General features: G+C 56.6%; 17 protein-coding genes. 16 read left to right on the top strand and 1 reads right to left on the bottom strand.

Annotated features, from left to right (window positions below):
- Nucleotides 1-332: 332 nt before the first annotated feature.
- The 3 genes from ACOJB8_RS32765 (at nt 333) to ACOJB8_RS32755 (ending at nt 3,573) form a co-directional block, all read left to right on the top strand.
- Nucleotides 333-1,046, top strand: coding sequence for a hypothetical protein (locus tag ACOJB8_RS32765; protein WP_475016261.1), 714 nt, complete (start codon nt 333-335; stop codon nt 1,044-1,046).
- Nucleotides 1,043-2,176: an ATP-grasp domain-containing protein gene (locus ACOJB8_RS32760; RefSeq protein WP_475016260.1), complete on the top strand. Its 1,134-nt coding sequence runs from the start codon at nt 1,043-1,045 to the stop codon at nt 2,174-2,176. Before ACOJB8_RS32765 ends, ACOJB8_RS32760 begins: the two co-directional genes overlap by 4 nt.
- Before the next feature lie 89 nt (nt 2,177-2,265).
- Entirely contained in the window at nt 2,266-3,573 is a 1,308-nt protein-coding gene (locus tag ACOJB8_RS32755) for an ATP-grasp domain-containing protein (protein WP_475016259.1), read from the top strand.
- Here ACOJB8_RS32755 and ACOJB8_RS32750 read toward each other — a convergent pair.
- A complete protein-coding gene (locus ACOJB8_RS32750) occupies nt 3,541-4,449 on the bottom strand; it encodes a LysR family transcriptional regulator (protein WP_069268331.1) in 909 nt (302 codons plus the stop codon). The genes ACOJB8_RS32755 and ACOJB8_RS32750 overlap by 33 nt on opposite strands.
- A 244-nt stretch (nt 4,450-4,693) precedes the next feature.
- Here ACOJB8_RS32750 and nodB point away from each other — a divergent pair, with 244 nt between their 5' ends.
- The 13 genes from nodB to ACOJB8_RS32685 all read left to right on the top strand — a co-directional run bounded on the left by nodB (nt 4,694) and on the right by ACOJB8_RS32685 (nt 21,936).
- A complete protein-coding gene (nodB, locus tag ACOJB8_RS32745) occupies nt 4,694-5,359 on the top strand; it encodes a chitooligosaccharide deacetylase NodB (RefSeq protein ID WP_475016256.1) in 666 nt (221 codons plus the stop codon).
- A gap of 429 nt (nt 5,360-5,788) precedes the next feature.
- Nucleotides 5,789-7,027, top strand: a complete 1,239-nt coding sequence (gene nodC, locus ACOJB8_RS32740) for a chitooligosaccharide synthase NodC (RefSeq protein ID WP_475016255.1) — start codon at nt 5,789-5,791, stop codon at nt 7,025-7,027.
- A gap of 64 nt (nt 7,028-7,091) precedes the next feature.
- On the top strand, nt 7,092-8,006 hold the full coding sequence (nodI, locus tag ACOJB8_RS32735; RefSeq protein WP_069268330.1) for a nodulation factor ABC transporter ATP-binding protein NodI: 915 nt from the start codon (nt 7,092-7,094) through the stop codon (nt 8,004-8,006).
- Nucleotides 8,007-8,009: 3 nt separating this feature from the next.
- Entirely contained in the window at nt 8,010-8,798 is a 789-nt protein-coding gene (locus tag ACOJB8_RS32730; protein ID WP_475016253.1) for an ABC transporter permease, read from the top strand.
- A 95-nt stretch (nt 8,799-8,893) separates the two neighbouring features.
- Nucleotides 8,894-9,691 (top strand): sulfotransferase, encoded by a 798-nt coding sequence (locus tag ACOJB8_RS32725; protein WP_083245588.1) that lies wholly within the window; start codon nt 8,894-8,896, stop codon nt 9,689-9,691.
- Nucleotides 9,692-9,854: 163 nt separating this feature from the next.
- Nucleotides 9,855-10,445, top strand: coding sequence for a NodA family N-acyltransferase (locus ACOJB8_RS32720; RefSeq protein WP_475016251.1), 591 nt, complete (start codon nt 9,855-9,857; stop codon nt 10,443-10,445).
- Nucleotides 10,446-10,532: 87 nt separating this feature from the next.
- Entirely contained in the window at nt 10,533-11,162 is a 630-nt protein-coding gene (nodS, locus tag ACOJB8_RS32715; RefSeq protein ID WP_069268326.1) for a nodulation methyltransferase NodS, read from the top strand.
- Nucleotides 11,163-11,175: 13 nt separating this feature from the next.
- Nucleotides 11,176-12,894, top strand: a complete 1,719-nt coding sequence (nodU, locus tag ACOJB8_RS32710; RefSeq protein WP_475016250.1) for a nodulation protein NodU — start codon at nt 11,176-11,178, stop codon at nt 12,892-12,894.
- 77 nt (nt 12,895-12,971) lie between these two features.
- Nucleotides 12,972-13,589, top strand: a complete 618-nt coding sequence (gene cysC / locus ACOJB8_RS32705) for an adenylyl-sulfate kinase (RefSeq protein ID WP_069268325.1) — start codon at nt 12,972-12,974, stop codon at nt 13,587-13,589.
- A 92-nt stretch (nt 13,590-13,681) separates the two neighbouring features.
- On the top strand, nt 13,682-15,283 hold the full coding sequence (locus tag ACOJB8_RS32700) for an efflux transporter outer membrane subunit (RefSeq protein WP_475016248.1): 1,602 nt from the start codon (nt 13,682-13,684) through the stop codon (nt 15,281-15,283).
- Between the two features lie 93 nt (nt 15,284-15,376).
- Nucleotides 15,377-16,528: an efflux RND transporter periplasmic adaptor subunit gene (locus ACOJB8_RS32695; protein WP_475016246.1), complete on the top strand. Its 1,152-nt coding sequence runs from the start codon at nt 15,377-15,379 to the stop codon at nt 16,526-16,528.
- Between the two features lie 11 nt (nt 16,529-16,539).
- Nucleotides 16,540-19,584 (top strand): efflux RND transporter permease subunit, encoded by a 3,045-nt coding sequence (locus ACOJB8_RS32690; protein WP_368619620.1) that lies wholly within the window; start codon nt 16,540-16,542, stop codon nt 19,582-19,584.
- Nucleotides 19,585-20,247: 663 nt separating this feature from the next.
- The gene (locus ACOJB8_RS32685; RefSeq protein ID WP_475016244.1) at nt 20,248-21,936 is read left to right on the top strand and encodes an NAD(P)/FAD-dependent oxidoreductase; all 1,689 of its coding nucleotides are present in this window, start codon (nt 20,248-20,250) and stop codon (nt 21,934-21,936) included.
- Nucleotides 21,937-21,969: the final 33 nt, after the last annotated feature.

Raw genomic sequence — 21,969 nt, 5'->3', positions numbered from 1 at the left:
TACCTGTTACAAAAAGCATTCGCTGTGTTTAAGGAAACGATTGGGTCAGTTGTCGGTTGACAGGAATCATTTCGATGCGATGGCGTTTGCCAAAGCAGACCGCTCTGCAAAGAGCGACCCAATTTGGGGCCGCCCGAGAGCGGTCGGCCTTCAACGCCCTCTCGTTGCACGGCGACCGGTGCGCTGCTTCGAGGCCAAGCGTGGGGACTTTCGCAAAGCTAGCGAGCCACCATTGCTTCGTGCGACGAGCAGTTCGTGTCTCCGGTTTATTCGCCGCTGACCCGCTACGCAGCGCGCCGCGTTCGCTCCTTCTCATCCTATCTGGAGATCACATGAATACACCCAACGATCGGGTTCGCTTCGAGGAGCTTGCCAAGCATGCCATGGACCAGGCACTCGCAATTTCGCCGGAAACCGCTGCGTTCCACTGCGGCGACTGGATCGACAGTGAGTACTATCGGCGCCATCTCGTCGAAACCGTGTTGCGCATCCGGCTCAACAACGAGGTAGGCGCATTCGCGCTTTACAAGATAGGCTGCCAGGACAACTCGCTCGCGCAGATGCTGGCGCAACACCTCGCACAAGAGTATGGGCAAGAATGCCTTCTTCTGCATGACCTCGAGAGGTTCGGCCTGACCGCAGCAAGCGTGGACAGCATTAGACCATTCAATAGCACAGACAAGCTAATCGGATATCTCTACCTCAGCATTGTCCGCGATGGCCCGCTCCCTACGATGCTCTTGAACTGGTTGCAGGCATGGTATTCGGGCCGCTACAACAAGGTCATCGCGGAATCAGCCGCGCGCGCATTCGGGCACGATCACGTAAAGGGTACACTCAGCCACATTGAGTACGCCGAATCGCGCAACCTGGAAGACTCCACATGGATCGCTCTGAAGCTCGCGATCGGTGGCTGGGGCGGAATGGAGAAAGCAGAAATCTATTTGAACAACTTTGTCGGAATGATTCACGAGTATTTCGAAGAGTTGCGTGTGGCGACCCTACCCCGGCCGGAAACCGGCACTGAACAGGCAGCGATCAAATGACCGCCATCATCGTGATTGAGCCGCGCTCGTCCGGGACCGCACTGGTCGCCTCAGCCGTGCGCCTTGGCGTGGCCACCCACGTATTTTCGGCCAAAAGCGATGAGCCCCCCCTGTCACGCGAACTGCAGGCCGCCGCGGTGTCGTACACGATGGTGGACACTGCCTCGCCGAACGCCGTGGCGGTCGCCGCATGCGCCATCGGCGTCGATGCGATCGTACCCGGTTGCGAATACGCAACAGGCGTAGCAGCTGAATCAGCGGCGCTCCTTGGTCTTCCCCATTTGCAGCCGGAAGCGGCAGCACTCACGCGTGATAAATATCGCAGCCGCATGCATCTCGCCGCCGCCGGACTGGCGGTTCCTGTGTTCGCCCTCATCGCACATCGTCGCGACGTCATAACAGCCGCTTTACACGTAGGTTTTCCAGCCGTCCTCAAGCCTGTCCGCGGCGGCATGCATGTGAGGTACGTCAATTCTCTTTCCCAGTTGCAACTTGCGGTCGAGTGTGCCATGCATCACGGCGTTGTCGATATCGGCCACAAGGCCGGCAACGTGTTGCTCCTTGAACAGTATCTGAAGGGCCCAGAGTACTGCATCGAAGGCTACGTCAGCAGCCAGCACGGACCCCGCGTCGTCGCAGTAACCGAAAATCTTTTGGGCGCAGAGCAGAACTTCGCAAAATTGGGCCACTTTGTCGAAGCCTCTTTGAGCGCGGACCAAGGAGCCGCGCTCGTCAATTACGTCGAGCACACCGCGGCGCAGATTGGACTGACCCTCGGTGTTTTCCACGCCAAAGTGCGCATAACACGCGACGGTCCGGTGCTGATCAAGATCGCGGCCTGCCTCGGAGGTGATCGCACCTATCGGCTCATCGAACTCAGCAGGTCAATCTCTCTGCCGGAAATGGCGATACGCAGCCACCTCGGCGATCCTGATCCAGCCCCCGACGTCGATGCAAGACCTGCCCTGTGCGTCAGCGGCGTGCGGTTCTTCGCACCGGTAGGCGACGCAGCCGCCGTCGAACGCGTTCGCGCCATACCAGTTTTCCAGGAGGTGGTGGTCCATTCTCAATCGGCGGCTCAGTCCCGCGACGAGCGGCCGTGTCGGCCATGTGTTGTTCATCGCGCCTGATCGGTCGACCTTGATTTGCGCCTTGCTGAAGCGCTGAGAGCGCTCGGATCCGGCCGCGCCTGTAACGATATCTGAACGGTTTGCCCTTCATGACAACCAACAAACACGCCCCGCGTAGCCGCATAGTCGTGCTTAACCGATGGTCCGACGGCTTTGCAGCTTACCATCGCTACATCGATCACGCGACGAATAACGTCGCTTACATCTGCACGCCGAACGGCGCGGCTGCGCTCGACGCCTCTCAAACCGCGCATGTCGAAGAGCTAGCAGACATCCTTGATGAAGATGCGCTGCATAAGGCCATGAGCTCCTGTCAATCGGCGCTCGGCGGCATCGACAGGCTGATCGCATTGTCCGAATTCGACCTTCTGAAGGCCGCGCGACTGCGCAATTCGTTCAATATCCCTGGCGATCTGCCAGATACCGTCGTCCGCTTTCGTGACAAGACCGCTATGAAGCATACCGTTGCTGCCGCGGGCCTGCGTGTGCCACGCGTTGCAGCGTTGGAAGATGTGGCCTTTGCGAAAGCAAATTCGTCCCCTGTGATGCGCTTTCCGATCATGGTAAAGCCACGTACCGGCGCGGCAGGCCTAGACGTACCGTGCATCGACACCCGTGCGCGATTGGATATGTTGTGGCCGACACTACCGCTGGTTGAGTACGAGTGCGAGGAGTACATCGAAGGGCCCGTCTATCACGTTGACGGTTTCGTGCGAGACGACACATGGGTAATTGCGCGCGCGTCCCGCTACATCAACAACCGTCTTCAGTTTGCACAAGGAAAACCCCTAGGCTCGGTGATGCTCGACCCGGGGCCGCTCAATGATGCGGTGCTTGAATTCGCGGCGGCATGCCTGAAAGCGCTCGCCTTGAGCAATGGACCGTTTCATCTCGAGATAATCGGAGCTTGCGACGGATTCTATTTTCTGGAAGTCGGTGCCCGTGTCGGCAGCGGGGAAATTCCCTTTCTCTTCCATGAATTGTACGGCGTCGACCTCTTCGACCTCTGGGTCACTCACCAATCAGGTGACGAAGCGCGGTACGCCGCACGGGCGCAGGCGGCGTTAATCGCGTCAACCTCGATCACACGCGGTGGATTCCTGATGCTGCCAGAGCCAGTCGGCAAGATATTCGTCGACGCACAATTGCCGAACACTATCCCGGGGCTTTACGAAGCTGTGCTCCCGGCGAGACGTCACTTATTCAACGGTTCCAGCTGCTCGGGCAACATCCTCGCACGCTTCCGCTATCGCGGCGCATCGGAGGAAGAAGTCGACAGGGCAATTCGCGCGACGTTGCGCGATTTCCGCTACACGCTGGCGGAGAGTGTGGGCTCGCCGAATAGCAGTACACATGACATCACGCTACGCAAGACTTTGCGCCTCCTCCAGCAATAGCTCGCGCATCCAGATACTTGCAGGATCACCGCTATGCAGCGCAGGCCATTGGATAGCCTCAGTAAAAGTGGATAGCGGAAGCGGTACTTCGGCGATCCGCAGAGGAGAGGCTTCCCCGAGATGCCTAGCGAGCCTCAAAGGGATCGTCGCAATGCGACGGGTACCCGTTAGCACCGACGGAATGAGGTGAAAGGTCGGGACGACGACCTCTTCGCGCCGTTTGAGACCGAGATCCAGTAGGAAAAACTCTTCGATCGAAGGCCTGCGTGCCCGCCCGAACCTCACCGTCACGTGTCCCATGGACATATACCGGTCGAGCGGAAGCTGCTCCGACAACTGCTTGTTGGCAGGACAGCCGACACACACAAGCTTCTCGTCGAAGAGCGGCGCTTTCGGGTGAGTATCCGGCAGGAATAGATCGGGCAGAATCAAAAAATCGACGTCGCCACGCCGCAGCAAATCCCCAGGCTCGTCATCTGGGAAAAGCAATTCGAAACTGACCGCGGGAGCTTCGCGTGCAACGCGCTTAATGACCTTCTGGAAATAGACGAGCGTCATGAAATCAGATAGGCAGACCCTGAACCGGCGATCCGACTTGGCCGGCTGGAAAACGTCGCGCGAGATGATGGAAAGCTGGATATGCGATAGAGCCTCCCGCACCGGTCCGGCAAGCTCTATCGCTCGTGATGTGGGCACGAATTCTCGGCCTCTCATCACGAAGAGGTCGTCGCGAAAATAGTCTCGCAACCGCGACACCGCTGCGCTCATGGCAGGCTGACTCAAATTGATGTCGCGTGCCGCGAGCGTGACGTTACGCTTCGCCATCAATGCGTCCAACGCGACGAGAAGATTCAGATCGAGGCCTTTGAAGCGCATCTTTAATTATCCGCGTTATGGATGACACATATCGAAACAATCGATTGTACAAATTTATTGAGGTACCGCAAAGTTACGGCAATTCAGCTTGACATGCAAGTCATTAATATGAGTATTCATGTCGTTCTACTGAACGACACTCGACATCAACTCCCAGATATTGAGCTGCTACGCCGCATTTCGCGTTGCGACTGGGGACGGTTCCAGGGTAGACGGTGACTCATCAAAAGATGAGTGAAAGACCATGAGAAGACTCAGCGATTGGGAAATGCCGCAATTTATTGCGGAAGTGCTAAACGAGCGTAAGCGTAACGGTGAGCGTAAGGTTTACCTTACCTTTGACGACGGACCGCACCCGATATGGACGCCGAAAGTACTAGATCTGCTGGCGCGGCAACAGGTACCGGCAACCTTCTGCGTACTCGGTGCCTACGCCGCGGAGTATCCGGAACTTATCCGGCGCATGGTTTCCGAAGGCCACGATGTCGCGAATCACAGTCTCTCCCATCGGGATTTGTCGAAATGTGAGCCAGATCAGATACGGCACGAGATAGCAGAAGCGAACGCGCTTATCCAGCGTGCTTGTCCAGCGGCAGGGGTGCGATATATGCGTGCGCCATATGGCAAATGGACGAACGACGTTATCGCCGAATCCATGAAATCTGGACTAATGCCACTCCACTGGTCGGTAGATCCACGAGACTGGTCCCGTCCGGGCGCCGAGGCGATTGTCGATTCCGTATTGGCATCAGTGCAGCCCGGCTCGATCGTACTGCTGCACGACGGGGCTCCTCCCGAAGAGTGCGACTTGCATCATCGCGATGCTTCGCGCGCGCAGACTGTCATTGCACTATCACGCCTGATTCCAGGATTGAAGAAAAGGGGCTTCGTCATCGGTTCACTTCCGTAAGTTCAACGGAAAATCTCGCTTTAGGAGTATCTCTGACCCCAAGCTGGTCGACAAGTGGACGATATGCTCCCCTAGAGACGTTTCACCAACAGCTTCAAGTATGCGCGTGGTCCGCGCGCGGACGATCATGGATAGAACTAAGGAAATACTGACCCAGAAGCAGGCGTTGGCTGATCTGACTTTCAGCCGATACCGATGGAAGCGTCCTGGGCGACCTCGCTACCATGAGGTGCGTTACTAGAAATTTCTCTCGTACGCCATAACAGCGTCTTTCCTGCCCCATGGAGAAACGTCAACTCTACAGGCACGAGAATAATTGCCCCTCGAATCATGCATGAACCTGGATGGTATTACCGCGCCTGACTCCCGCGCCATCGCTCACGGCAGGCCTGTACTGAGAATCCCAACGTCTCCTAGCACACTGACCCGATGAACATTCCTGCCGCAATCAACACGACATCTGTCCTACTATACGCGTCACTTTCGGCCATCTATAAAAGCGCGCAGGTTCTTCACACTCTACCGACTAGCGGCGGCCCACCTGCATGCATCAAGGTATTCGACATAGAGTATTTGCCGGACATCGACGTCATCGTCCCGTGCTTTAACGAAAACCCCGAAACGCTGCGGGCGTGTCTCGACTCGATTGGCACCCAGGATTACGCGGGCGCTATCAAGGTTCACGTAGTCGATGATGGATCCGCCAACCGCGATGCGTTGAACGTGGTGTATCGGGAGCACGAGCATGATCCGCGATTCAAGGTACTGCTTCTTCCACAGAATGTGGGAAAGCGTAAAGCGCAAATCGCCGCGATACGTTCTTCGACCTCAGATCTCATACTTAACGTAGACTCCGACACCACTCTGGCGCCGGACGCAGTAAAGAAACTCGTGCTGACAATGAGCGACCCATCGGTCGGTGCAGCCATGGGTCAATTGGTAGCCAGCAATCGCAGCGACACGTGGCTGACCCGCCTGATCGATATGGAATACTGGCTTGCGTGCAACGAGGAGCGCGCGGCGCAAGCTCGCTTTGGCGCTGTGATGTGCTGCTGCGGACCGTGTGCAATATACCGGCGCACAGCGCTTCTGCTGCTGCTGGACCAGTACGAAACGCAAATGTTCCGGGGCAAGCGCAGCGATTTCGGCGAAGACCGCCATCTGACAATTCTCATGCTCGCGGCGGGCTATCGGACGGAGTACGTTCGAGATGCAGTCGCCGCGACCGTGGTTCCGGATAGGCTGCGACCATACCTGCGCCAGCAACTGCGCTGGGCGCGCAGTACCTATCGCGACACGCTGCTCGCCCTTCGCCTTTTGCCTCGTCTTGACCGCTACCTAACTCTTGATGTGGTAGCGCAGAACATTGGCTCTCTGCTGCTGGCCATTTCAATGATCTCTGGCTTTCTGCAGATCGCGCTCACAGCCACTGCTCCTTGGCAGGCATGCTTCGTTATTGCTTCAATGACGATGGTCCGTTGCTCCGTTGCGGCCATTCGCGCTCGCGAGCTTCGATTTCTCGGATTTTCAGTGCACACACTCATAAATCTTTTGCTCCTGCTTCCTGTAAAGGCATACGCTCTATGTACATTGGACAACAGTGACTGGCTTTCCCGCAGTTCTGCCGTCCAAGACCGCGACGAGCACCATGTTCCCAAAAGCGAGTAATGCGTAGCATCGCGCGCGCTACGGAATCTTCCTTAAACAGTGGTCTGTATACATTTCCGGCTCCATGTCTAATGCAGCGATCACCTTCTCCAGCGTAAGGAAATCTTATGGCGGTAAGCTTGCCGTCGACGGATTGTCCTTCCGTGTAGAGCCCGGCGAGTGCTTCGGTCTGCTCGGGCCTAATGGTGCCGGCAAAAGCACTACCACGCGAATGGTGCTGGGTATGGCGCTGCCTGACGCAGGCGTGATTACCGTCCTCGGAGAACCGGTGCCAGCGCGGGCACGCCTGGCGCGGAGGCGCATTGGTGTCGTTCCGCAATTCGACAACTTGGAGCCAGGTTTTAGTGTGAGCGAGAACCTGAAACTCTTCGGGCGCTACTTTGGGATGAGCAAAGGCGAAATCGAGGCGGTCGTTCCATCCTTGCTGCACTTCGCACGTCTCGAGGACAGGGCTCACGCACGCGTCACAGAGTTATCGGGCGGGATGAAGCGCCGCCTAACCATTGCACGCGCGCTCATCAACGATCCGCAACTTATTGTCATGGACGAACCGGCAACCGGGCTAGATCCGCATGCGCGCCACCTCATCTGGGATCGTTTGCGCTGTTTACTCGCACGCGGTAAAACAATTCTTCTCACTACCCATTTCATGGAAGAGGCAGAGCGATTGTGCGATCGGCTATGTGTAATCGACAGGGGACGCAGCATTGCTGAGGGTGCACCTAATGCATTAATCCAGGAGCAGATTGGAAGTCACGTTATCGAGATATACGGCGGCAACCCACATGAACTCAAAGCGCTGCTCATGCCGTTTGCGCAGCGTACAGAGGTTAGCGGTGATGCACTCTTCTGCTACACGGCCGATCCACAACATGTATGCGCGCGACTGCGTGAGCGTAACGGTCTGCGTATTGTGCAACGTCCCGCGAACCTGGAGGACGTTTTTCTTCGGCTGACCGGACGAGAAATGAAGGATTGAATAATGCGCGAAGTGTTTATGATTACTCTACCCGGCAACGCCTGGAACTGGCGCGCAGTATGGCGGCGCAATTATCTGGCGTGGAGAAAAGCGGCACTTATCTCCCTTCTCGGCAACCTGGCTGACCCGATGATGTACTTGTTCGGTCTCGGATTCGGCGTCGGAATAATGATAGGTCACATCGATGGCACTCCTTACATTGCATTCCTGGCGGCTGGAATGGTTGCGACAAGCGCCATGACCTCAGCGACTTTCGAAACGATTTACGCTGCCTTCGCTCGCATGCAAGTTCAGCGCATGTGGGAAGCCGTGCTCTGTACCCAACTGACAATTGGCGATGTCATTCTTGGCGAATTGGCATGGGCCGCTACAAAAGCCCTTCTCGCGGGCTCCGCCGTGATGGTAGTTGCGGCGACGCTCGGTTACGCGGCGTTTTCGAGCATCGTATCTGTGATCCCTGTCGTTTTTCTGACTGGCCTCGCTTTCGCGAGCGTGGCAATGGTACTCGTTGCGATCGCGCCGAGTTATGACTATTTCGTTTTCTACCAGACGCTTGTGCTTACGCCCATGTTGTTCCTGAGTGGTGTCGTCTTCCCTGTGGGCCAACTGCCCGGCGCGCTTCAAGACCTTGCACAGTTCCTGCCGCTTGCCCACTCCGTTGAATTGATCCGTCCGGCGATGCTTGCACGTCCGGTCGGCGGAATGGGGCTGCATCTGGGCGTGCTTTGTGTCTACACAATACTGCCGTTCTTCCTGTCTGCGACACTGGTCCGCCACCGGCTGATGTCTTGATGCCGACGGCGTTGCGCCTCAGCAGCAGTCTTGTGACAAGCGTCAGACTGGGGCTACACCCGAACCACCGCTTTCAACCTAATGAAATGCACGCCATGACCCACTTGATGCCGAAAACTCAGCCCTTCGTGATTCTCGGGATGCCCAGAACCGGCACTCACTATCTGGAAGAACTGCTGAATGCTCATCCGAGCGTCTTGAGCAATGGCGAGTTGCTCAACACCTATGACACCAATTGGCCTGATACCAACCGGCTCAGGTGCAGCAATCTGGAACTTCTCGAGCTTGCCTATCTTCGCTATCCGGTCCAAAAGGGAAAGGCACACGCCACGCATATCGGTTGCAAGATCAATCAGCCGCAATTTCTGGAACGCCCAGGATTCTTTGAGGAATTGGCACGGTGGCCATGCCTGAAGGCAATGCTTGTAGTCCGCAGGAATACGCTGGAATCGCTGCGATCCCTGGTGCAAGCGAGACAAAGTGGTGAATGGCTGAAGTACGGTTCGGACAATGGATCAGCTCCGCCTCCTCAGGTCGCGTTGACCATTGAATTATGCGAAGCCTACTTCAAAGCGGCAGACGATTTTCATCGTCAAGTCGTCGACTCTTTCGCGCCAGAGAATCTGCTTTCAATAGACTATGAAAACCTCCTCGATGATCCCGCCGGATGCATGGAAGCGGTACAGACGTACCTTGGGACTTCCATGCATCCCTGCTCTCACAGGACAGTTCTTCAAAGGCAGGAAGTACGGCCTCTGGAGCAGACCGTACTCAACTTCGACGAGTTGAAATGTCACTTCAGTGGCGGGAAGCATGAGAGATTTTTTGAAACAGCGAGAGGTGGACTTTCCTGTAATGGCAGGATCCATGTTCGCCCATGTTCATTTCCATAGAAGCAGCACCAAATCTATCCTTCAAACAAGTCTGCTATCGAAAGACTAATTTTACGATCTTGCGTTTCCTACTGGCGCAACATCCCGAATGCGAGGCTTCCGCCTCCTGGGTAATCGCACGCCACTGGTTGCGCGTAGACGCAATTGAACAAGGTATCTTTCCATGTCCTCAAAGGTGCAGTGGAAACTGTGCTGGGAAAATGAGCTCCAGCTTTCCGATCATCTCGAATTGGCCCAGTTTTTTCGGACGACGTATGGCCCGACCGGACCGTTCAATGCTAAGCCGTTCGATGGCGGTCGAAGTTGGGCCGGGGCGAGGCCCGAACTCCGCGCAATTGCCTACGATTCGCAGGGTGTGGCGGCGCACATGGGTTCGTTGCGCCGCTTCATCAAGGTTGGCGCAACCGATGTGCTGGTGGCGGAACTGGGTCTGTATGGAGTGCGGCCAGACCTCGAGGGGCTCGGAATTAGCCAATCCATTCGCGCGATGTATCCTGTATTGCAGGAGCTTCGCGTGCCATTCGCATTTGGCACCGTCCGCCACGCTTTGAAGAACCACTTCACGAGGTTGTGTCGACATGGAATGGGAACGATCATTCCAGGAGTTCGCGTCCGTTCAACGCTTCCCAACGTTCACCTCGATTTGCCGGCAACACGTGTTGAAGATGTACTGGCGGTGATTTTGCCAATTGATAGGGCTATGAGAGAGTGGCCGCACGGGACTGAAATCGAACGCAATGGCCCTGAGCTATGACTCGCCTGCATCTGTACCGGACATGCGGTCAGCGGCTCGATCTGTCCTGCAACGAGATTAGAACGCACACACTCTCGGGTAACTAAATTGAAAACCGTAACGCATTTTGACTTGCTGCGACGGGAGTTGGACGCGGACGACCCGTGGCAACTGGACAGTAATCCGTTCGAGCATGAGCGTCATATGCACATGCTTCGATTATCCCTCTCTAAAGGCCCCGTTGCCCATGCCCTTGAGGTTGGTTGTGCGGGGGGCGCGTTCACAGAGAAATTGGCGCCATACTGTGGGCGGCTCACCGTGATGGATGTGATGCCGCAAGCGCTTGCGAGAACACGCAAGCGCTTAAATTACCCGCCGAACGTGAACTGGATCGTTGCAGACGTCCAGCACTTTTCTAGCGCAGAGCGGTTCGAACTGATCGTAGTCGCGGAGGTTTTCTACTATCTCGCCGACATCGCCGAAGTGCGAGATGCTATCCGCAATCTGGCATGCGTACTCGCGCCTGAGGGCCAGTTGATATTCGGTTCAGCACGTGACGCCAATTGTCGACGCTGGGGACATATTGCTGGTGCCGAAACGGTGCTGAAGATGCTAAACGAACGGTTCACCGAGATTGAGCGAGTCGAGTGCGTCGGCCAGTCGTCCAATGAGGATTGCCTGCTCGCACGCTTCCAGAACGCAGTGCATTTTTCCCATCAATCAGATTTACCTCGCTAGGGTGAAAGATACCATGCGCATCTGTGGCCTCAAGCTGACACACGACGGAGCGATCGCCGTTGTCGAAGATGGAAAGCTCCTTTTTTGCATCGAACAGGAGAAGCGGGACAACAATCCGAGATATCACGATATACGGAACCTCGATGCAATTGAAACCGCATTAGCCGAGCACGGTCTACAGACAGACGACATCGACGAATTTGTGATAGACGGCTGGGACGGCGAAGTGACTTCAAAGTTCCAGGCGCTGAGTGGCCCCACCCCAATCGTCCTCGAGGGTGCCCCCTATACGGAACGAAGAAACGGCGATCTTCTGGCTTCGGTCGACGGCACTGGGCTACTGATCGGCGGCAAGTCATATCGGTACAGGAGCTACCCTCACGTGTCCGGCCATGTCGCCGCCGCATACTGCACGAGTCCATTCGCACAACTAGGGCAACCTGCGTTATGCCTAGTGTGGGATGGCGGCATGGTGCCACGGTTGTACCATGTAGGACGCGACGACGTGCGGCTCATTGACCAGCTGTTCCCCATCATCGGTCAAATGTATGCGGCGGCCGGACATCATTTCGGGCCGTACGCAAAGGCGGCGGGTGCTGAGTGGGACCTGGGAGTGGCTGGCAAGCTAATGGCGTACATCGCGCTGGGGTCAGTCGACGAAGACATCGTTGATATATTTCGTCACCTTTACCTGGAACGCTTCGCAGGCGACACAGAACTCGCGCGAGACTATCGCCAGAATCTCCACCTTCCGAGTACATCGCTCGCAGCGATACGCGATTTCTTCCACGCATGCGTGCCGGACCTGCAAGCTAAACCTCCCGAAGACGTACTCGCCTCTTTCCATACTTTCCTTGAACGCCTACTCGTCCGCGAAATGGAGAAGGCCCTGCGGCAGCATTGTATTCCCGGGCCGCGCAACCTGTGCATATCCGGCGGATGCGGGCTCAATATCAAATGGAACAGCGCATTACGCACAAGTGGCTTGTTCGATGCTACCTGGATTCCGCCCTTTCCGAACGACAGCGGTTCGGCGATCGGTACCGCATGCTGCGCGATAGCCGCGAACGAGGGCTTCATGCCGTTAGAGTGGTCGGTATATAGCGGCCCAGCAATGAAAACGGGCACCCGAGTGCCCGGCTGGTCTGCGTCGCCTTGTTCCTTAGCTGAACTTGCACATATTCTCGCCGAAAATAGACCCGTCGTTTTTCTTGCCGGACGCGCCGAGCTGGGCCCACGAGCACTTGGGGCGAGAAGTATTCTCGCCGCTGCGACTTCGCCGAGCATGAAGGCTCTTCTCAACGATGTCAAGCATCGGGAATATTTCCGTCCTGTGGCACCTATATGTCTTGAAGACCGGGCGCCTGCTGTATTTCTCCCCGGCACTCCAGACCCCTACATGCTGTTCGATCATCAAACACGCGACGAATGGCGGGACAAGATACCTGCCGTCGTGCATCTCGACGGTTCTGCGCGGTTGCAGACCATTGCAAGGTCATCCGAACACCCTGTTGCGCAGCTGCTAATCGAATACGAGAAGCTCACAGGCCTTCCCTTGCTGTGCAACACCAGCGCCAACCACCTGGGACGAGGCTTTTTTCCCGATGCTGCGTCGGCGTGTGAATGGGGACGTGTCGAACACGTTTGGTGCAATGGTCTTCTATTTACCAAGACATGCAGAGACGAGATTTCGGCGTCAGTCGATGAGCCGGTCTCTTTTGGACTCGCATGACTTTGGATCTTCACCGCAATGCCGCAACAAGTGAGCGCTAGCTCATACCCCGACCGGACCGATCTAAGTAGGCAAGTATGGCGAATGAGCCTTCCACTTCAGAGTTGTATGCGCACGGCTTCCGGGTTCCCCCGGAGGCAAGAGCACGCTTGCTTCGGCAAACGCCGGCCATTCTCTGGTTTACCGGCCTATCAGCCGCGGGAAAGTCGGCTATTGCTGACACCGTGGAGGCGCGTCTCCATACAGCTGGCCGACTCACCTACATTCTTGACGGCGACTCCGTCAGGCTCGGTCTATGCAAAGACCTTGGCTTTACCGATGCAGACCGTCACGAGAACGTACGGCGCGTCGCAGAGGTCGCAAAATTAATGGCCGACGCCGGCATCGTAGTTTTGGTATGTCTTATCTCGCCGTTCCGCCGCGATAGGGAACTCGCCCGCTCTACGGCGGGCCGCCGTAACTTCGCCGAAATCCATGTCCACGCGAGTTTAGCCGCAGCGGAAGCCCGTGACCCTAAAGGGTTGTATCGGCTGGCAAGGCGCGGCGCAATCCAGCGCTTCACCGGCATCGACTCCCCGTATGAGGCGCCGACGGATCCGGACGTCTTCATCGACACATGTTGCAAGTCCATCGACGAAGGTGCCGATATGGTCCTGAATTGGCTCCGCAGTTCAGACCGTTGCCATCATTCGTGATTGCATACACGCTCGCAGCAACACCGTTGAAACTGGAGGAGTTCTGCATCCAACAATTGAGAACACCCATCGCTCGCAAGCCAGGTAGATAGATGAATGACGAGGTCCAATGCAGCTCCGGTCGTGCACGTTTGCATCCGCAATCCAGCGCGGTAGCTTTTCACTGCACAACAGGCCGGGTTGTCACGCGTGCCGCAGTAATCGCTGTAGTGTTTCCACTCCTCGGCTCGCTGGCCGGCTGCACGGTCGGCCCCGAATACCACACGCCAGCGCCACCCGCGATTCAGCATTACACAGCAACGCCTTTACCTGATCGCACGGCTTCGTCGCAGGGCGAGGCGGGTCTCGAGCAGCGGTTTGCGGCCGGCGGCGACCTGCCCGCTCAATGGTGGACGCTCTATCGCTGCGAGCCGCTCAACACGCTGATAAGCGGAGCACTTAAAAATAGCCCAACGATCGCAGCAGCCAGTGCCGCGCTACGCCAGGCCGCCGAGAATATGAGCGCACAAGCAGGCAGCGCACTCTCCCCGTCTGTCGATATCAAGCTCAACGCGATACGGGAGAAGCTGAACGGCGCGACGTTGGGGCAGCCCAACATCAACAAAATACTGACTCTATACAACACGTCGGTAAGTGTTTCGTATGATCTGGATCTGTTTGGTGCAGTTCGGCGCGAGCTCGAATCGCAGGGCGCGCAGGTCGATTTTGAGCGCTTTCAGCTGCAAGGCGCCTACCTAGCACTGTCGGCAAACATCGTGACGACTGCCGTCAAGGAAGCGTCGCTGCGTGAGCAGATCAGCGCGACCGAGAACATCGTAGCCGACGAGGAGACGCAGCTTGGCGTTTTGCGCAAGCAATTCGAATTCGGCGGTGCGGACCGGATTGCCGTGCTCTCGCAAGAGACGTTAGTCGCGCAAACACGGGCGACGCTACCGCTGCTGCGGCAGTCGCTCGATCGGACTCGACACCAGCTTGCCGTGCTTTCGGGCAGATTACCGAGCGAAGCAGGTGTGTCCGAATTCACGATGTCGATGTTCACACTACCGCAAACCTTGCCGGTCAGTCTGCCTTCCTCGCTGGTCCGGCAGCGGCCGGATATTTTGGCCGCTGATGCCGTGCTGCACCAGGCGAGCGCCGAGGTCGGTGTCGCCACGGCAAACCTCTATCCACAACTCATGCTCTCCGCGAATTACGGCCCGCAGTCTTTAACGCCGGCTGGCATGCTGAAGTATGCCGACATGATCTGGAACATCGGCGCGGGACTCACGCAACCAATATTCCATGGTGGGCAGTTGACCGCAAAAAAAAGAGCGGCGGAAGCCGCCTTTGACGAGGCCAACGCGCGATATCGGCAAGTCGTGCTGCTCGCATTCGAAGATGTGGCGGACACGTTGCGCGCACTCGATCACGACGCGGCTGCTCTTGCCGCCCAAACCGACGCCTGGCGCGCGGCTAGCAGTTCACTGGATGTGGCGCGCGGACAGTTTCGAGTCGGCGGAGTCAGCTATCTGTCGCTGCTCGACGCACAGCGCCAATATCAGCAGGCCGTCGTGAATCTCGCGCAGGCGCAAGCAGCTCGCTATGCAGATACAGCTGCTTTATTCCAGGCACTGGGTGGCGGTTGGTGGAATGACACGGCGTATGACGAGAAGGGGCATGCTGGGCATGCAAACGCCGGCGCCCGCTCCCAGTGACCGCTCATGACGATTGCTGCCGCCGCATACGTTTCACGGGTAGCGCGCCAAAGACGCTTGTGCCTCGTGAGTTTGCCGTGCAAGGACACTACGATGACGATGAAAAGACTAACAGGAAAACGGATGACCATCATGCTGATCTGCGTGGGCAGTCTACTCGGCACGCTGATCGGCTTCAATCTTTACAAAGCACATATGATTAAAAAGTTCATGATGCGCGATGGCATGGCCGCCGCCACGGTCACGTCAGCTGTGGTCAGCTATCAGACTTGGCAGCCGCAGCTTTCCGCCACGGGCAGCCTACGCGCGGTGCGCGGCGTCGACGTGACGACAGAAGTCGCAGGCCTCGTGCGCGAGCTCGAATTCAGTTCCGGCGAGGAGGTGAAGGCCGGACAGGTTCTCCTGCGCCTCAACGCCGACTCTGATCGCGCACAGCTCGCATCGCTAAAAGCTGCCGCGGACCTTTCGCAAACGGTTTACACGCGCGACAAGGCACAGTATGACATACAGGCCATTTCAAAAGCCCAGTTGGATGCCGACACAGCCGAACTGAAGAGCAGACGGGCGCAAGTCGAACAGCAAGCTGCCCTCGTCGCCAAGAAAACCATTCGTGCACCTTTCGCAGGACGCGTGGGGATCACCACCGTTAATCCCGGCCAGTACATCAACCCGGGGGACGCAATTGTTACCCTGCAAGTCGTCGATCCCATTTACGTCGACTTTCACCTACCCCAGGAACAACTGGCGCAACTCGAGGCCGGACAGCACGTCGCCGTAAATACAAGCACATTTGCGAGCCTTAGCTTCGGTGGCCAAGTCCGCGCGATAAATCCGCGCGTGGACAGCACAACCCGCAACGTTCAGATCGAAGCGGTCCTGGACAACCACGAGCGCAAGCTGTTGCCCGGCATGTACGCGAACGTGAAGATAGATGTGGGTAGCGAGCAGCGCTATCTGACCTTGCCGCAAACCGCGATCGCGCACAATGCGTACGGTGCAACGGTATTCGTCATTAGACGGCGCGAGCAAAAAAACGCGCACGGTAAAACAATGCCGGTGGCGCAACAGGTATTCGTGACGCCGGGACCCACGCGCGGGGATCAGGTGGCGATCCTGAGGGGTCTCGACGAAGGCGCGCAGGTCGTCACGAGCGGTCAGCTCAAGCTACAGAACGGCACACCGCTCATCATCAATAATCGTGTGCTGCCTGCGGACAGTCCTGCTCCGACGCCTCAGGAGGAGTGAGAGGCCTCCCAATGAAATTCACCGACATTTTTCTCAACCGGCCAGTCCTCGCGTCAGTACTGAGCGTGCTGATCCTCGTACTAGGCTTGCGTTCGCTCTCCACGCTGAAGGTCAGTGAATATCCTCAAACCCAGACGGGCGTAGTCACGCTTACCACTTCCTATTACGGTGCGAGCGCCGACACAATGGCTGGGTTTATCACGCAGCCGCTAGAAGCCGCCATCGCTCAGGTGCAGGGCATTGACTACATGTCGTCGAAAAGCAGCACGGGCGTGTCGACGATCAACGCGACGCTACGCATGAATTATGATCCGAACCGCGCACTCACCGAGATCAATACACAGATAGCGTCTGTGCGTAACCAGTTGCCGCGCGAGGCCCAGCAGCCGGTGCTGACGATGCAGGTGGGCCAGACCACCGACGCGATGTATATGGGCTTCTACAGCGACGTGCTGCCGCCCAACAATGTCACCGACTATCTGCTGCGCGTTGTGAAGCCGAAGCTCGACTCCATTCAGGGCGTGCAGACCGCGGAAGTACTGGGCGGTCGCCAGTTCGCATTGCGCGCATGGCTAGATTCAACCAAGCTCGCAGCCCACAATGTCACTGCTTCTGATGTCTACACAGCACTCAACAACAATAACTACCTCGCGACACTCGGCACAACAAAAGGCCAGATGACCAGCGTCAGTCTAAACGCGCGTACCGACGTCCGTTCGGTGGAGGACTTTCAGAAACTGGCTGTCAAACAAAAGAACGGAGTGATCGTGCGTCTCGAGGACGTTGCCAATGTCGTGCTAGGCGCGGACAATTATGATTCCAGCGTCGCATTTGGCGGCAAGCGTTCTGTATTTATCGGAATTAAGGTAGCGCCTGACGCAAACGTGCTCGATGTGGCCAGACGCGTTAAATCCGTGTTTCCCGATCTGCAGAAGCAGTTCCCGACGGGGATGGCTGGTGATATCGTCTACGACGCGACAGACTTCATCAACAGCGCGATTGATGAAGTAGTGAAGACGCTCGTCGAGACGTTGCTGATTGTCACGGCCGTTATCTTCCTCTTCTTCGGTCGTTTGCGCGCCGTCATCGTACCCGTGGTCGCGATGCCGCTTTCGCTGATTGGCACGTTCTCCATGATGCAGTTGCTCGGTTACTCGATCAATCTGTTGACGTTACTCGCGATGGTGCTCGCGATTGGGCTGGTGGTCGACGATGCGATCATCGTCGTCGAGAACGTCGACCGCCACATGAATGAAGGCAAGTCTCCCATGGAAGCCGCGCTAACTGCCGCGCGCGAGCTTGGCGGCCCGATTCTGGCAATGACCGCCGTGCTGATCGCCGCATATCTGCCTATCGGCTTTCAGAGCGGCCTGACAGGCACCCTTTTCACTGAATTTGCGTTCACCCTTGCGAGCGCCGTCGCGGTGTCAGGCGTGATTGCGCTAACCCTGTCGCCGATGATGTGCTCGCGCATTTTCCAAAATGTGCACGAGTCCGGGCGTTTCGCCGTTTTCGTCAATCGACAGCTGGATCGTGTGCATGCCGGCTATGCGCGGCTCTTGCATGCGGCCCTCGACACATCTTCCGTGTTCGTCGTCATGGGAGTTATGCTGCTTTGCGGAACCGTTTATCTCTTTTCGACTTCGCAGGCAGAGCTTGCGCCGCAGGAGGACCAAGGCATCGTCCTATCGCTGATCCAGGGGCCGCCGAATGCCACAGTCCAGCAAATGCAGACATACGCCGATCAGGTGTTAGAAATGTCGAAGCGCTTGCCCGAATATGCCCAGCTGTTTCAGCTAACTGGCCTGCCAACATTGAATCAGGGCTTCGGTGGCGTTCTCTTCAAGACTTGGGACAAGCGGAAAAGAGGCGCAACCGAACTACAGCAGGAGCTCCAGCAGAGGTGGAATGGCATTGCTGGTGCTCGTGTCGCCGCGTTCCAGTTCCCGCCTTTGCCGGGCGCACAGGGTTTCCCCGTGCAATTCGTGATCAGCACGACAGAGCCCTTCGAGAATCTCGACCAGGTGACGAAAGCCGTACTCCAGAAAGCGCGTGCAAGTGGCATGTTTCTCTTTATTGATAGCGATCTAAGGATCGACAAGCCAGAAACGGTCGTCATAGTTGACCGCGACAAAATCGCGTCACTCGGCCTCACGCAAAGCGATGTAGGACAGGCGCTAGGCGCTGCACTCGGCGGTAACTACGCAAACTATTTCTCGATCGCTGGCCGCTCATACAAGGTGATTCCGCAAGTCCAGCAAATAGATCGACTGAATCCGTCACAGGTACTCGACTATTACTTGCGCACGCCGGACGGCAGCATGATTCCGGCATCGACGGTTGCGCACCTGAAGCAAGCAGTCGTCCCTGAATCGATCAATCGGTTCCAGCAACTCAATGCGGCAACGATCTCCGCTGTGATCTCACCTAGCGTCTCCCAGGGCGAAGTTCTCGACTTCCTTCGTCAGTCCACGAACGAAGCAGCTCCGGCAGGTTACAACACCGACTACGCAGGGCTATCGCGCCAGTTCATGCAAGAGTCCGGTAACTCCTCGGTCACGCTCATGTTCGCGACGATTATCGTGTTCCTTGCGCTTTCAGCGCAATTCGAAAGCTTCCGCGATGCCCTGGTCATTTTGGTGTCCGTCCCGATGGCGCTCTTCGGTGCTCTCGTCTTCATCAATGCCGGCTTTTCGACGCTCAATATCTATACGCAGATTGGACTTGTCACGCTCATGGGACTCGTCAGCAAACATGCGATTCTTGTCGTGCAGTTCGCGAACCAGCTTCAGCGCGTGGGCCGCGGCAAGCGAGAAGCCTTGGAGGAAGCGGCAGGTGCACGCTTGCGCCCGATCCTCATGACGACGGTCGCCATGGTGCTCGGCGTACTGCCCTTAGTCGTCGCCTCGGGCGCGGGCGCAGCAGGCCGCAACGCAATGGGTCTGGTGATCTTCACCGGACTATCGATCGGCACTGCGTTCACACTGTTCGTGGTACCGGCGATGTATATGTTGCTGGGTGCAAATCATCAGGGGACGCCAAAAGACCAGTCATAACCTGGTTGTCCAACTGTGCAGTAGCGATGTCTTCGTCTATTCAAAATACACACTCCCCGGCACCCGTGCGTCAGCATGATTGCCGTGCGAGGACGAGCGATGCGCTGCTTGGCATTGGATTTCGTCGAGCACGCCTAACCCACCCTTTTGCAGTTAGGGAAGCCAACGCTGGAAGGTCCACCGGTCGTGCTCCTCGAGCGCTCTTGAGCTCACAGGCAATGAGATGGACAAGAGGACGATGAAGCGTCAAACGCTTGCAATGGCAACCTAGATCAAGGTGCTGGCGCCGTGACCCTCGCAAACGCGCGGGCGCGACGAGGTTTCTGACCCGATGAAAAGACCATCGCTGTCAGCGCCCTTAAGGTTGACCCAGAGCACATTGTCGGACCTCAGGTATAGCATCTCCATTTTCACACTATCGGCACAACTATCCATAGCCCGCTTCCAGATTGCTACAGACATCAATTTTACTTGTTTGATTTCGCTACAGCAGATTGCTATCGTCGATTGCATAGACATTCCGGCGCGGCATTTTCTACTGACGAGCAACACGTTATCGGAAACGAAATATAGGATCTCGCCCCGTTCTATCGAGATTCGTGCGTCACTTCCCGCCATCATCGTCTTTCGCGTCGATGCATTGCCATTACAGGAGAGGAATTCATGAAAAACTGCGTCGCATCTTCAAAAGTACCATCGACGACCGTCGATCTACTGTATGACTATGCTCCGTTTTTGGACCGGGGCGCATCTGTAGGGGCCATCGGAACTCTCTCCTCGAATATCGAAAGTCCACGCGTTGCTATTGTGGGAGCTGGCATCAGCGGCCTTCTGGCCGCGAACGAACTGATGCGAGCAGGTGTATGCGACGTCACTGTGTTTGAAGCTCGCGATCGTATTGGCGGCAGGTTGTGGTCACAGGCGTTTGATTCAGAGCACCCACATCTCATCGCCGAAATGGGCGCAATGCGGTTTCCCCCAAGTTCGACCGGTCTTTTTCATTACCTTGACCGGTATGATATTCCCACCACAGCATCGTTCCCCGATCCTGGAGTCGTTGATACGGAACTGCATTATCGCGGCGTCCGCCATATCTGGCCGGCCGGAAATCCACCGCCGCCTCTATTCAGGCGTGTACACGAAGGGTGGAGAGCTCTTTTGCAGGATGGATGCGTGATCAATGGCACAGCTCTCGTCGCGCCAGCCGAAATTACTGCCATGTTAAAATCGCAGCGCTTGAACGAAGCACGCACCGCGTGGCAAACATGGCTGGATTTATTTCGCGACAGCTCGTTCTATGCCGCCATCGTCACCATTTTCACGGGTCCTTGCCCGCCTGGAGGTACCGCTTGGGAAAGGCCGTACGACTTCGAACTGTTTGGGTCCCTTGGGATTGGCTCAGGTGGTTTTCTCCCTGTCTATCAGGCCGGATTCACTGAAATTTTGCGTCTCGTCATTAACGGTTACATGGACGATCAACGCCTCATCTCGTGCGGAATTTCAACACTGGCTGAACGCATTGCAGGCGAGAATATTTATGGCAACACCGTTTCCGAACGAGTTCGCTTCAGCGGCGTCGGTCGCATCTACAAAGAAGGTTCAGAGATCAAGATCGTGACCGACGATAACGAAATTTCGACCTTTGACCGGGTGATCGTCACCAGCAACAACAGGGCGATGCAGATGGTTCATTGCTTGACAGATGATGAAACGTTTCTCAGCCGCGACGTATCCAGAGCAGTCAGAGAAACTCATCTGACCGGATCGTCAAAACTCTTCATGCTCACCCGAGACAAGTTCTGGATAAACAAGAAACTGCCCATAACCATCCAGTCTGACAGCTTCGCACGAGGCGTATACTGCCTTGACTACGAACCTCACAACCCAGATGGTCGGGGTGTGGTTTTGCTCAGCTACACTTGGGAGGACGATGCTCATAAGTTGCTGAGCGTTTCGGACAAAAAAGAGCGATGCGAGTGCTTCGTCGACGACCTGTCAACCTTCCATCCAGAACTTGCGCGTCACCTCGTCCCTGCAGATAAGGACTATGAACGCTGCGTCCTCCATCATGACTGGCTGACCGACCCGCATTCGTCCGGCGCCTTCAAGCTCAACTACCCCGGCGAGGACGTCTATTCGCAGCGTCTCTTTTTTCAATTTCAGACGGCAAACGATCCAGCAAGCGATACAGGACTCTACTTGGCAGGATGCGGCTGTTCTTTCACCGGTGGGTGGGTTGAGGGAGCCGTGCAGACAGCGATCAACAGCGCATGCGCCGTTATACGTAGCGTCGGGGGTGATCTTTTGCCTGGCAACCCTCTTGACGATATACGCAGTGCCTACAGCTACTAATATCGCACTCCCCGACCTCCCACTTGCAAAATT

Source organism: Paraburkholderia sp. BR10141 (assembly GCF_056155635.1).
The sequence above is the reverse complement of the archived record's forward strand: the minus strand, read 5'-3'. Positions and strand labels throughout refer to the sequence as shown.

Bases quoted from the DNA above. Each gene is read 5' to 3' on its own strand.
- ACOJB8_RS32765 (WP_475016261.1), top strand. From the start codon at position 333: ATGAATACACCCAACGATCGGGTTCGCTTCGAGGAGCTTGCCAAGCAT.
- ACOJB8_RS32760 (WP_475016260.1), top strand. From the start codon at position 1,043: ATGACCGCCATCATCGTGATTGAGCCGCGCTCGTCCGGGACCGCACTG.
- ACOJB8_RS32755 (WP_475016259.1), top strand. From the start codon at position 2,266: ATGACAACCAACAAACACGCCCCGCGTAGCCGCATAGTCGTGCTTAAC.
- ACOJB8_RS32750 (WP_069268331.1), bottom strand. From the start codon at position 4,449: ATGCGCTTCAAAGGCCTCGATCTGAATCTTCTCGTCGCGTTGGACGCA.
- nodB (WP_475016256.1), top strand. From the start codon at position 4,694: ATGAGAAGACTCAGCGATTGGGAAATGCCGCAATTTATTGCGGAAGTG.
- nodC (WP_475016255.1), top strand. From the start codon at position 5,789: ATGAACATTCCTGCCGCAATCAACACGACATCTGTCCTACTATACGCG.
- nodI (WP_069268330.1), top strand. From the start codon at position 7,092: ATGTCTAATGCAGCGATCACCTTCTCCAGCGTAAGGAAATCTTATGGC.
- ACOJB8_RS32730 (WP_475016253.1), top strand. From the start codon at position 8,010: ATGCGCGAAGTGTTTATGATTACTCTACCCGGCAACGCCTGGAACTGG.
- ACOJB8_RS32725 (WP_083245588.1), top strand. From the start codon at position 8,894: ATGACCCACTTGATGCCGAAAACTCAGCCCTTCGTGATTCTCGGGATG.
- ACOJB8_RS32720 (WP_475016251.1), top strand. From the start codon at position 9,855: ATGTCCTCAAAGGTGCAGTGGAAACTGTGCTGGGAAAATGAGCTCCAG.
- nodU (WP_475016250.1), top strand. From the start codon at position 11,176: ATGCGCATCTGTGGCCTCAAGCTGACACACGACGGAGCGATCGCCGTT.
- cysC (WP_069268325.1), top strand. From the start codon at position 12,972: ATGGCGAATGAGCCTTCCACTTCAGAGTTGTATGCGCACGGCTTCCGG.
- ACOJB8_RS32700 (WP_475016248.1), top strand. From the start codon at position 13,682: ATGAATGACGAGGTCCAATGCAGCTCCGGTCGTGCACGTTTGCATCCG.
- ACOJB8_RS32695 (WP_475016246.1), top strand. From the start codon at position 15,377: ATGACGATGAAAAGACTAACAGGAAAACGGATGACCATCATGCTGATC.
- ACOJB8_RS32690 (WP_368619620.1), top strand. From the start codon at position 16,540: ATGAAATTCACCGACATTTTTCTCAACCGGCCAGTCCTCGCGTCAGTA.
- ACOJB8_RS32685 (WP_475016244.1), top strand. From the start codon at position 20,248: ATGAAAAACTGCGTCGCATCTTCAAAAGTACCATCGACGACCGTCGAT.